Consider the following 10,860-nt stretch of genomic DNA (forward strand, 5'->3'; position numbering starts at 1 on the left):
GTGAGCCAGCGGAAAACATGGCGAAATTCGCGACATCTGGGACTTGCTCAGCAGAAACAGCTTGCTCATGAAGGCCTCCTCTATCGGAAGCCTTGAATCAAAACTGCAACTGATCCGCAACCAGTTTAATAGGTCCTGAGCCTAGGCTTGGAGTCGAGTCATATCGCAAGCTTTGTTTATGTAATGGGGACCACGACGCCACGTGAGTTCAAGACCTACGTCGGCTGGACAATTGACCCTTGTCGCCGGCTTCTGCAGCACAATGCCGGGACCGGCGCCAAATCCACCCGTGGTTGGATCTGGCATCTGCTCTATGTCGAAAGCTGTACAAGCCGATCGGCCGCCATGAGCCGAGAGTGGTACCTCAAGCGCGACCGGCGCTTTCGCAAGAAACTGGCGCTGGCTGCGCAGAGCACAGGTGATGCAGACTGCAGCCGTGATTAGCAGTTAGAGATACGCCTATTTCACCGGATCGAGAAACGGCGTGTCGGCGTCGCTGACATAGAAGATGACAACCTTGGTGTCATCCTCGGTGCGGTTGTACCCCGTCATCTTCGCATTGTGGGGTTCCACCATGGCTTCGCCCGCCTTGACTGTCACGGGTGACTTGCCGTCGATTTCCAGAGTGAATGCCCCTTCGAGAATGTAAACGGTGACCGGAAAGCGATGGGTATGGAATGGCGTCTTGCTACCAGGCTTGATGGTGGCGGTCAGGACCCGCACTTCCTGGGTCTTGCCTGACGGCATGCCCTCCACGGCCTCGCGTAAGAGAAGTTCTGGCTTGGCGAGCTCAACCTGATCGGCCGCAGCATGACCGACGAAGCTCAGTACGGTGACCAGGCTGTACATAATGGTGAGTCTGCGCATGGCGGTATCCTTCTGGGTGGATTTCCGGCGGAGGCCGAAGGTAGCGTGACGATAGGGCTGGCGCTCATCGGGCGGTAGCTGCAAGATTGCACCGGCAAGATGCAGAACTGCATAGGGTGCAGATGTTCGAGTGGAGTGACCTGCGCTACCTGTTGGGCGTCCACCGCCATGGCAGCACCGTGGCCGCCGCCCGCAAGCTGGGGGTCAGCCAGTCCACGGTACATCGGAGGTTGGCAGAACTGGAGCGCCGCATTGGAATGCAACTCGTGACCCGCCACCCAACCGGGTATCGCCTGACCGAGATCGGAAACAGCCTTATTCCCCATGCCGAGCGGGTGGAAGAAGCGGTATTGGCGTTCAGCCGGCGGATCGAAACACTGGACCGTAATGTTCAGGGGCTGGTGCGCGTCACCTGTCCTGAGCCGCTTGTGCCCCGGCTGACACGCTCGCCGCTTCTCGCCCGTTTCGCTCAACGCTATCCGGGAGTCCACATCGAGTTCGTGATGAGCGACCGCATGGTCGATCTGGCCGCAGGTGAGGCAGACATCGCCATCCGGGCAGGTGAACCCAAACAAGGAGAGTTGATCTGCCGAAAGCTGTCGGACTCACCTTGGGGCGTCTATGCCAGCCGGACTTACATCACCCAACATGGCCGCCCTGACTGTGTTGCCGATCTGAACCGCCATCTGCTGATCGGGTTCGACGGTGAGCTGTCAAACCACCGTGCGGCGCAGTGGCTCAGTAGGTCCGCTCCCGACGCGAAGATCGCGGCACGATCAAGCTCCATTCCCGGGCTTGCCTATGCTGCACGTTCAGGAGTCGGCCTTGCAGCATTGCCAATGGCCATCGGAGACGAAGAGGCTGGCCTCCTGTGTGTTCTGGGTCCCGTACCTGAGCTGTCCACCAGTTGGTACCTCATGGTCCACCCCGACCTCCGCCATTCCCCGCGAGTTGCTGCCCTGTTCGAGTTTCTGATCGAGGAGGCTCAGCTTCTTCGGTCAATCCTGCTTGGACGGAGTGACCCAACCACCTCTGCCTAGGTGATGGATGTTGCGTCGTCAGAACTCAATCAAGCCGGCCCGGCAAAGCCCGGGATCCATAAAGGTGCGCCCCACGTAATGCAACTGAGATCAGGGACGCTCGTCATGAACAAGGCGACCAGAATGCTGGTGTATATCGGACTGACGCGTCTGGCTGTGTTCGTCGGCCTCACACTCGCGTGGTATGTGACGACCCGCAATGTCGAGGTCGCCCGCTATGAGGTGATAGAGGCTGATGGAGCGATCGAGATCAGGTCATATCCGGCTCTGGTCGTGGCGGAAGTCACACGGACCGGAAACAGGGATGAGGCCGTACGGTCAGGGTTTGGTCCGTTGGCCGGTTACATCTTCGCCAAGGAAAGACCTGGAGACAAGATCGCAATGACAGCGCCGGTCACCCAGTCGTCTGAGGGGACAAACTGGACTGTCCGGTTCATTATGCCATCGTCCTACACGCTGGACCAGCTGCCACGACCCTCAGATGCAGATGTTCAGTTACGTGAACTGCCGCCTGTGCGCCGGGCGGTCATTCGCTTCAGTGGTTGGTGGTCCGATGAGCTTTTCGAGACCGAGGATGCCAAGTTGCGGGATTGGTTGAGCAAGAAGGGACTGAGGCCTTTGGGGACTCCGACCAGCGTTGCGAGCCTCATCATCTGATCCGCCTTCGACGCATGCTCCGGCCTGCGGCGTGATCGAGATCGAGCTTCCAGGAGGGCGGCGGCTGCGGCTGAGCGGGCCGGTGGATGTTGAGGCCTTGAAGCGGGTAATCGCGGTTCTGGACGGGCGATGATCCCGGTTCCGGCTGGCGTCAGGATGTGGCTGGCGGTTAGCCATACGGATATGAGGAAGGGCTTCGATGGCCTGGCGGTGCTGGTCCAGGAGAAGCTGAAGACCGATCCGTTCGGCGGACAGCTGTTTGTGTTCCTCATTGGGGAATCCCGGATGAGCTCATAGTGAGGGATTTGAGGATGCGGCGTAGGCCCATGGCATCAGGGCGTCGATGTGCTTGTTGAGATGACCCTGCGCGAGCCTGGTGAAGAGGTACAGGAAGTAGGCGTAGGGATCGACACCATTCATCTTTGCCGAGCCGATGAGCGACGCCATGCGGGCCCAGGAGCGTCCATCCTCATCATGACCGGCAAAGAGGGCGTTGCGGCGATTCATGGCCGGGCTGCGGATGGCATTCTCGACCAGGTTGGAATCCATGTCGACATGGCCGTCTTCGAGGAACAGCCGGAAGCCGGCCTGGCGCTTGAGCATATAGGCGAGCGCCTGACCGCCGTCCAAGTATGCAGATGCCTGCAAGGCGGTTTTTCATAGACATGATAGTTTTCTCCTGTGCTGCTGGTGTTTCGGCTCCGTGGGTGGAGCCTTGCCCCATACTGGACCGAGGCAGGACAGTTGCGGTGTTACGCAGGTTACGGCTTTGCCATTCAATCCGGCAATGCGGTCACCGATCGGCGGAATCGACCCACAAGCCCGGCCATGTTCGTCCTTCTACAGGATGTGGTTCTGGTCCTGTATGAAGGCCAGAAGCGCCAGTCCCATGAACTCGGTACGGGTGATGCTTATCTGCCTTGCCACGTCGGCCCGCAGACGCACCACTGCAATCTCTCTCGCACGGACGAACGCATCTACGGCGGGCTCAGACATTGATTGAGGTCAAGGCCGCTTCCGCCCCCGGAGTCCAGTGTCAGTCATTCATGCAAGAGGGTTTATGCTCATGGCCGATGTCGAGGGTTCCGAAGTGCGGCAGATTGTGTGGTTCGAGGAACTCCGCCGCAAAGATGTGGGCCTGGTGGGCGGCAAGAATTCATCGCTCGGCGAAATGGTGGGGACGCTCGGCGGCATGGGCGTCAAAGTGCCACCGGGCTTTGCCACGACGGCGGGCATGTATCGCGGCTACCTCAAGCAAAATGGCTTCGACGACAGGATCGCGGACCTCCTGGCAATGCAAAGGACGGGCCATGCGTCGCTTGCCGATACCGGCCTTGCCATTCGCAAGCTGATGCTTGGAGGCTCCTGGCCAGAGGCATCAGCCGAGGCGATCCGCGAAGCCTACCGCGAACTCTCCCGGCGGACGGGAAAATCCAACGCCAATGTTGCCGTGCGTTCAAGCGCCACGGCAGAGGACCTGCCGGATGCGAGTTTCGCGGGTCAGCAGGAGACCTTTCTCAACATCACCGGCGAGGTTGCGCTTCTCGACGCCTGCCGCCGCTGCTTTGCTTCGCCGTTCACTGACCGCGCTATCAGCTATCGGCACACCAAGGGTTTTGATCATATGGCGGTGTCTCTGTCGATCGGCGTACAGCAGATGGTACGATCCGACTTGGCAGGCTCGGGCGTGATGTTCTCGATCGATACGGAGACTGGCTTTCCGGATGTGGTGGTGATCGACGCAGCATTCGGCTTGGGAGAGAACGTGGTGCAGGGTGCCGTCGATCCAGACGAGTATCAGGTCTTCAAGCCTCTACTGACCAATCCTGCCCTAACGCCGATTGTCGCCAAGAAACGCGGCGATAAGGCAATCAAGATGATCCATGGTGGCGTTGGCGAACCGACACGCAATGTGCCGACATCAAAGGCGGAGCGAGCAGCCTTTGTGCTCAGCGATGCCGAAATTCTCCGCTTGGCGAACTGGGCCTCCATCATCGAGCGGCACTATGGCTGCCCGATGGACATGGAATGGGCGAAGGACGGCGAGACCGGAGATGTGTTCATCGTCCAGGCGAGGCCCGAAACGGTTCAGTCGCATCGTGACGCGTCGGCCTACAGGTCCTATCGCATCACCCGAAGTGGCAAGCGGCTGGCCAGTGGCATTGCGATCGGGGATGCGGCGGTTCAGGGTCGCGTGTGCTTGATCGAGGAAGCCCGCGACATCGCCAATTTCGTGGACGGTTCCATTCTGGTGACCAGCACGACGGACCCTGATTGGGTGCCCATCATGAAGCGCGCCAAGGCGATCATAACGGACCATGGTGGGCGAACGTCTCATGCTGCAATCGTCAGTCGTGAGCTCGGTTTACCTGCCATTGTCGGCACCGGCAATGCGACGCACGTGCTACATGGCGAACAGGACGTGACGGTTTCCTGCGCTGAGGGCGACGAAGGCATCGTCTATGACGACACGGCAGAGTTCGAGGTCGACATGGTGGAGGTCTCTGCCGTTCCTGAGACTAGAACACAGGTGATGTTGAACCTCGCCAACCCAGCCGCGGCCTTTCGCTGGTGGCGGCTTCCCGCTGATGGCGTCGGATTGGCGCGCATGGAATTCGTAGTAAGCAACCATATCCGCGTGCATCCGATGGCACTAGTCAATTTTGACACGATGAAGGATCAGGCGGCAAAGGGGGCCATTGCGGAATTGACAGCGGGCTATGCGGACAAGACCGAATTCTTCATCGATCATCTGTCGCGGGGGTTGGCACGCATTGCCGCGGCGCTCTACCCAAAGCCCGTCATCGTGCGGATGAGCGACTTCAAAACCAACGAATATGCGGGCCTTCTCGGTGGAGCCGAATTCGAGCCTGCCGAGGAAAACCCGATGATCGGCTTCCGCGGGGCCTCACGCTACTATTCGCCGCGATACCGGCCAGGCTTTGCGCTCGAATGCCGCGCCATCAGACGCCTGCGCGAGGAGATGGGCTTCACGAATGTCGTCATGATGATCCCATTTTGCCGCTCGATTGGAGAGGCTGACAAGGTTCTGGCCGTAATGGCAGACAATGGGTTGCAGCGGGGTGAGAACGGGCTTCAGATCTACGTGATGTGCGAGATCCCGTCCAACGTGATCATGGCCGCTGACTTCGCCACGCGCTTCGACGGCTTCTCCATCGGCTCCAACGACCTGACACAGTTGACGCTGGGTGTCGACCGAGATTCCGGAGAGTTGGCCTCGTTGTTCGACGAGCAGGACGCGGCGGTGAAGTGGATGATTGGAACCGTCATCACCGAAGCACACAAGGCCCACACAAAGATCGGCCTGTGCGGTCAGGCGCCGAGCGATCACCCGGACTTTGCGGCATTTCTGGTGGAGTGCGGGATCGATTCCATGTCGGTCAGCCCCGACAGTTTCGTGGCCGTCAAACGCATCGTGGCCGCAGCCGAAGCGAAGCGCTAGGCGTCAGCGTGGTGATTTCAGACCAGTCGATTCCATGTACCGATCTCGTTTGGATGCCAACCACCCCAATGATGGGGTGTTGCTTATCCGGTCCATAGCTACCATCTCTAGCCAGAAACATAAGGATATCGCCGGTGAACAAGGACAAAAAGACCAAGGCACAGGGTGCTGGCTATACGCTGGCCCTATCGGCCCGGGATGCAGAGATAGCAAACCGCACCCGCATTACGGCGTCGTTGAAGGAACAGCGCCTGAAGCGCGATGCCGCGATCGCCGCTGCAGGGCCGCCGCCAAAGTTGCCCAAGCGTGCGCCCAGATTGAAAGTTGCGTCGTGACTCTCCAGTTTCCAAACCTGAGCCGCAGCTTTGACACGACGCGCGGCTGCGTTCGCTTTTCAGGCTACGACCGCACCAGGGAAGTACCATTCTTCATTGAGGAAGATGCCGTTCGCGCGGTTGACGGCGGCAATTTGACCAGTTCGGATGCCCTTCTTGCTGCGTTCGATCGCCATCGCGACAGAATATGCAAGGCAGCCGATAAGGCCTACGGCAAGCGGCGCGAGGGGTCCTACACGCTGAGGACAGTGGATTTCTAGGCAATGGCAATAGATGAGGTAGCGACTGATCCTGTTGCCATGAGCCGGCTGGCGAAGGCGATGGCCTTCACATCCGGACCCGGCAACTCCACAGCCATTGCGCTCAGTGTCGGAGTCGAAAACCGGTCCGAGCGCGTTTTCAAGACAGCCCGGCAGTTGTTCCTGCAGTTGAAGCCCGGCGACCGCATGGCCGCACTGGCCATGATCAGCGGCAGCACTTGAGCGAAATTCCCGAACAGACTCGAGAAGACAGCTTCCCCATGACCCGCTCGCGGCTGGGATGGTCAGATTTTTTCGAGGTCCAGATCGAGGCTGAAGATGCAGGGCGCGTGCCGATGCGCGTGGCGAATGTCCATCGCACGCGCCTTACTGTGATCTCCGAAAGCGGTACGGTAGATCTGACGCTCCCCGTCCACGCCAATACCGGAGATTTCACTGTAGGCGACTGGGTGATGGCAGATCCGCAGACATTGGTGCTGACGCGTTGCCTGAAACGCAAGACCGTGCTGCAGCGGCGCATCGAAGGCAAGGGCACGCTGCAACTTGCAGGCGCTAATATTGATACCCTCTTCATTGTCACCTCCTGCAATGCCGACTTCAACATCGCCAGGCTCGAGCGCTATCTGGCAATGGCCAACCAGGCTGGCACCACGCCTGTCATCTTGCTGACCAAATCCGATACGGTGCCCGATGCCAGCATCTTCCGGGAACAAGCTGATGCCTTGCAGCGCGGGCTCGCCGTGATCATTCTCAATCCTCGCTCCGTTGATGCCGTGGCAACGCTCGCTCCCTGGTGCGGTACGGGCCAGACCGTTGCCGTGGTGGGATCATCGGGTGTCGGAAAATCGACGCTGGTCAATGCTCTCGCCAATGCCGCGCAGGAAACCGGAGACATTCGGGAGAATGACTCAAAAGGCCGCCACACCACGACATCACGATCGCTTCATGCCATTGTTGGCGGCGGCTGGATCATCGACACGCCTGGAATGCGAACATTGCATGTCAGCGATTCCGCTGATGGCATCGAGACACTTTTTGCTGAAATCACCGAACTGACGCACCTGTGCAAGTTCCGTGACTGCTCTCACGCGCACGAGCCGGGTTGCGCGGTTCGCGAAGCGGCGGCCAAGGGATTGATAGACCCTGAGCGCCTGCTTCGCTGGCGGAAACTCCTGGAAGAAAACAGCGGCAACACGCCCAGCCGCAGCGGGCCACGCGGCAGCGGGACGACTGCTAGCCGGAACAGACCGCGCTGACCGTCTCACGATCTTCGCTCGCTGCGGACGTACCCGGAAATCTACAACACCGCTCAAGGTGGCAATCGCTTGTGCCTCAATTGCTCCGCACTGCACAGTCTACTGACGATCTCCAATCTAGTGAGTAGATCGGATTACTGAACACCCTCGATTTCGAGCACAACAAACGTGACGCCGGCTAATGCGACAACTATTTCTTCAATTCGCAGAAGTAGCAACAAAAACTTTCTTAGCGCCGGTCAGGCTGCCTTGACGATCCTGAAGCCGTCGACCTCCTTCACGATCGGCAAACCCTTCCAACGATCGGAGTCATGCAGGATAATCAACCTCTTCAAGTCACCGCCGATTTCCGTGTTGATCCGGTCTATCGTCTTGAGCTGCTCCCAGACACTTCCGACGGCGTTGTTCAACGGCTGATACACACCGTCATGATTATGTCCCTTGATATTTCGCGACGAGTAGACGCAATCGCCGGAGATCACCAGACGGCCTCTCACCGTTTGCATGATGACGAACTGCTGGCCCATTGTGTGACCCTGCCCCAGCCGGACGTGAATGCCGGGAAGTAAGTTGTCGCGGTCGCCGTCCACAAGTGTAAGGCGATGCTCGACTGAGGCATCGAATGCGGCACGCAGGCTGTCGGGATCGATGATGGCCGTCAGGAAGCCAAACTGCGGCGGCAGCGCCATCGCCTCGTGCCAAGACAAAAGTTCCTGCTTCTGCAGATAGATCCGTGCTTGTGGAAACTCGGCGATCGACCCCATATGGTCAAAGTGTGCGTGGCTACAGATGATGTCGGTGACGTCACCAGGCGCGAGCCCAAGTTCACCAAGCATGCGTACCGGAGATATCCACCAGGGGATGCCGAACTTGTCGGAAAAATTGACACCCGACTCAGCTTTCATGAAGCCGGTGTCGACCAGTACGTTGCGGTCGCCACGCCGCGCGAGGATGAAGGAGAACGGCAGGTCCATGGTACCTTCGTGATACATGCCGTTGACGAGATCGACCCAGGGCTGGTCCTTCGACCGCGCGAACTCGATGACGTAGATATCCTAGTTTTCATCAGCAGACATAATGTGCTCCCTCAACTTTCCGCCAGCACGCGGCCAAGGCTTGATAGCCCGACCGCGATGATCAGTATGGCACCCTGAAAAACAAACTGCGAATAGGTCGGCGCGCCGAAGATGTTCAGTCCGTTGAAACCGAAGGCGATGATCAGCGCGCCAACCAACGTTCCCAGAACGTGGAATTCGCCATCGCTCAGCGTGGCCGATCCGAGGAACACCGCCGCGAAGGCCGACAACAAGTATGAGTCGCCCGCGCTGGTGGTGCCGCTGCCGAGCCTTGATGCCAGCAGGATGCCGGTCAAAGCCGCGCACATGCCGGAGATTACGAAGCCAAGAGTCTTCACGCGATCGACATTGATGCCCGCCAGCCGTGCCGCTGCCGCATTGCCGCCCACAGCCTGGATTTCCTGGCCAATGGAGGTCCGTTCAACCAGCACCCACAGTAGGCCCAGAACCACCATCATGATGATGATGTTGTTGGGGATCCCCAGCAGCCAGCGGCCCAGTGACAATTGCAGAAATGCTTCGGGAACACCGGCCACGATGGGAACGCCGGTGGAATAGGCTAAAGCCAGCCCGGTGATGATGGTGCCGACTCCCAAGGATGACTACAGCGGATTCCGCTCACGTTGAATAGCCAGCTTCGCTGAAGAAATTCGCGCATGTGTGTGCGTCGAGTTGTCGGACAAACTACCCTATGCGACGACAAAGCGCTTTTTCAGTTCGCTCTGCGCACTTCCGTAGAAACGCTTTGAAGGCACTGTACGCCAGTTCGATTGGGTTCAGGTCAGGAGAGTATGGCGGGAGGTATCGCAGGGATGCGCCTGCCGCCTCTATAGCTTCCTGAATGCCTTCGCCTTTATGAGCGGGAACATTGTCCATGATCACGATATCTCCGGGCTTGAGGGTGGGACCGAGGCATTGCTGGACGTAGGCAAGAAACGTCTCCGAATTCATTGCGCCCTTGATCATCATCGGCGCGGTCATACAGTCATCACGCAGTGCAGCGACCAACGTGAACGTCTGCCAGGCAGCAAACGGCACGCTCCCGGTGACCCGTTCGCCCTGTGGCGCGCGCCCGTGCAGGCGGACCATGTTGGTATTGACGGAGGTTTCATCTATGAAGACCAAACGCGACGGGTCCAGAAGGCCTTGCTCGCGAATCCAGCGCCGCCGAGCGTGCGCGACATCTGGCCTTTCCTGCTCGCTGGCATGCAGGACCTTTTTTTACGCGTGATCCCATGGCGGCTCAGAAAGCGGAACAGAGCCGTGCGGCTACCGGGGAGTCGCCATCTGTTCATCTCAGCCACGATCTCATCAAGCGTCCTGTCGTTCTGCTCCTCGATGATCGCCAGAATTTCCTCGGCATGCTCGTCGAGAGGTGAGCGGCTACCGCCCGATGGCTTTGCCTCCACAGAACCACTGCACCGCCATGACTGGTGCCATCGTATTGCCGAGCTGACGCTGACACGATGGAACTCGGCTGACTCATGGCAACTCGCTCCCTCATCGATCGTCAGAACCACGCGCTCACGCAAGTCGGTCGAATAAGCGCTTGCCATTGCCGATGCCTCCAGAGGTCGAATCACTTGCTACTTTCACCGAAGCAAGTCGGCATGGGAATCCCGATTCTAGATCGCCGGAAACCGCTGTAATATAAACTTTAGCCAATCTGGGACTCCCTAGGGTCAGGACTCATTGATTGAGATAGAAGATGACGCTGGCCGCAATGCAGATTGCCGAGAAGAAGGTGTGAGAGCAACGGTCATAACGGGTTGAGATGCGCCGCCAGTCCTTGAGCCTTCCGAACATGTTCTCGATCTTGTGGCGGGCCTTGTAGATCTGCTTGTCGAAGGCAAGCTGGATTGTCCGGTTGCGTTTCGGAGGAATACAGGCCTTGATGTTCCTGGCA

At 58.8% G+C, this 10,860-nt stretch carries 16 protein-coding genes and 1 pseudogene; 9 read left to right on the forward strand and 8 right to left on the reverse strand.

All coding sequences use genetic code 11. The annotated features are described in order from the left end of the window. Window positions 1–183: 183 nt before the first annotated feature. Window positions 184–444, forward strand: a complete 261-nt coding sequence (locus ACEW8Q_RS11395) for a GIY-YIG nuclease family protein (protein WP_373504177.1) — start codon at window positions 184–186, stop codon at window positions 442–444. A 15-nt stretch (window positions 445–459) separates the two neighbouring features. Here ACEW8Q_RS11395 and ACEW8Q_RS11400 read toward each other — a convergent pair whose 3' ends face one another. Further along, window positions 460–867 carry a cupin domain-containing protein gene (locus ACEW8Q_RS11400; protein ID WP_373504178.1) on the reverse strand — a complete coding sequence of 136 codons (408 nt, stop codon included), beginning with the start codon at window positions 865–867 and terminating at the stop codon, window positions 460–462. Window positions 868–989: 122 nt separating this feature from the next. Here ACEW8Q_RS11400 and ACEW8Q_RS11405 point away from each other — a divergent pair, with 122 nt between their 5' ends. The 3 genes from ACEW8Q_RS11405 (at window position 990) to tnpB (ending at window position 2,861) form a co-directional block, all read left to right on the forward strand. Then, window positions 990–1,907, forward strand: coding sequence for a LysR family transcriptional regulator (locus tag ACEW8Q_RS11405; RefSeq protein ID WP_373504179.1), 918 nt, complete (start codon window positions 990–992; stop codon window positions 1,905–1,907). Window positions 1,908–2,012: 105 nt separating this feature from the next. Continuing rightward, window positions 2,013–2,564: a heme-binding protein gene (locus ACEW8Q_RS11410; RefSeq protein ID WP_373504180.1), complete on the forward strand. Its 552-nt coding sequence runs from the start codon at window positions 2,013–2,015 to the stop codon at window positions 2,562–2,564. 129 nt (window positions 2,565–2,693) lie between these two features. After that, window positions 2,694–2,861: an IS66 family insertion sequence element accessory protein TnpB gene (gene tnpB / locus ACEW8Q_RS11415; protein WP_373504181.1), complete on the forward strand. Its 168-nt coding sequence runs from the start codon at window positions 2,694–2,696 to the stop codon at window positions 2,859–2,861. On the opposite strand, the pseudogene ACEW8Q_RS11420 reads toward tnpB, so the two are convergent. Beyond that, window positions 2,856–3,191, reverse strand: a pseudogene (locus tag ACEW8Q_RS11420) (transposase domain-containing protein); the annotation flags it as partial. The gene tnpB and the pseudogene ACEW8Q_RS11420 overlap by 6 nt on opposite strands. Window positions 3,192–3,404: 213 nt before the next feature. Beyond that, on the reverse strand, window positions 3,405–3,560 hold the full coding sequence (locus tag ACEW8Q_RS11425; RefSeq protein ID WP_373504182.1) for a hypothetical protein: 156 nt from the start codon (window positions 3,558–3,560) through the stop codon (window positions 3,405–3,407). A 70-nt stretch (window positions 3,561–3,630) separates the two neighbouring features. On the opposite strand from ACEW8Q_RS11425, the gene ppsA reads away from it, so the two are divergent. The 5 genes from ppsA to rsgA all read left to right on the forward strand — a co-directional run bounded on the left by ppsA (window position 3,631) and on the right by rsgA (window position 7,878). Beyond that, complete coding sequence (gene ppsA, locus ACEW8Q_RS11430) at window positions 3,631–6,027, forward strand: phosphoenolpyruvate synthase (protein ID WP_373504183.1); 2,397 nt, start codon at window positions 3,631–3,633, stop codon at window positions 6,025–6,027. Window positions 6,028–6,161: 134 nt separating this feature from the next. Further along, a complete protein-coding gene (locus ACEW8Q_RS11435) occupies window positions 6,162–6,362 on the forward strand; it encodes a hypothetical protein (RefSeq protein WP_373504184.1) in 201 nt (66 codons plus the stop codon). After that, complete coding sequence (locus ACEW8Q_RS11440; RefSeq protein WP_373504185.1) at window positions 6,359–6,622, forward strand: DUF1488 domain-containing protein; 264 nt, start codon at window positions 6,359–6,361, stop codon at window positions 6,620–6,622. Before ACEW8Q_RS11435 ends, ACEW8Q_RS11440 begins: the two co-directional genes overlap by 4 nt. A 3-nt stretch (window positions 6,623–6,625) precedes the next feature. Then, the gene (locus tag ACEW8Q_RS11445; protein WP_373504186.1) at window positions 6,626–6,844 is read left to right on the forward strand and encodes a hypothetical protein; all 219 of its coding nucleotides are present in this window, start codon (window positions 6,626–6,628) and stop codon (window positions 6,842–6,844) included. Between the two features lie 38 nt (window positions 6,845–6,882). After that, entirely contained in the window at window positions 6,883–7,878 is a 996-nt protein-coding gene (gene rsgA / locus ACEW8Q_RS11450; RefSeq protein ID WP_373504187.1) for a ribosome small subunit-dependent GTPase A, read from the forward strand. 239 nt (window positions 7,879–8,117) lie between these two features. Here rsgA and ACEW8Q_RS11455 read toward each other — a convergent pair whose 3' ends face one another. The 5 genes from ACEW8Q_RS11455 to ACEW8Q_RS11475 all read right to left on the reverse strand — a co-directional run. After that, entirely contained in the window at window positions 8,118–8,852 is a 735-nt protein-coding gene (locus tag ACEW8Q_RS11455) for an N-acyl homoserine lactonase family protein (RefSeq protein ID WP_373504188.1), read from the reverse strand. Window positions 8,853–8,965: 113 nt separating this feature from the next. Continuing rightward, entirely contained in the window at window positions 8,966–9,550 is a 585-nt protein-coding gene (locus ACEW8Q_RS11460; protein WP_373504189.1) for an ABC transporter permease, read from the reverse strand. A gap of 88 nt (window positions 9,551–9,638) precedes the next feature. After that, on the reverse strand, window positions 9,639–10,166 hold the full coding sequence (locus ACEW8Q_RS11465; protein ID WP_373504192.1) for an IS630 family transposase: 528 nt from the start codon (window positions 10,164–10,166) through the stop codon (window positions 9,639–9,641). Beyond that, window positions 10,067–10,510: an IS630 transposase-related protein gene (locus ACEW8Q_RS11470; protein ID WP_373504190.1), complete on the reverse strand. Its 444-nt coding sequence runs from the start codon at window positions 10,508–10,510 to the stop codon at window positions 10,067–10,069. The genes ACEW8Q_RS11465 and ACEW8Q_RS11470 overlap by 100 nt, the downstream gene beginning before the upstream one ends. Window positions 10,511–10,643: 133 nt before the next feature. After that, on the reverse strand, window positions 10,644–10,860 hold a 217-nt coding region (locus ACEW8Q_RS11475), incomplete at its 5' end, for a transposase (RefSeq protein WP_373504191.1).

Source organism: Aestuariivirga sp., from assembly GCF_041738905.1.
GTDB lineage: Bacteria > Pseudomonadota > Alphaproteobacteria > Rhizobiales > Aestuariivirgaceae > Aestuariivirga.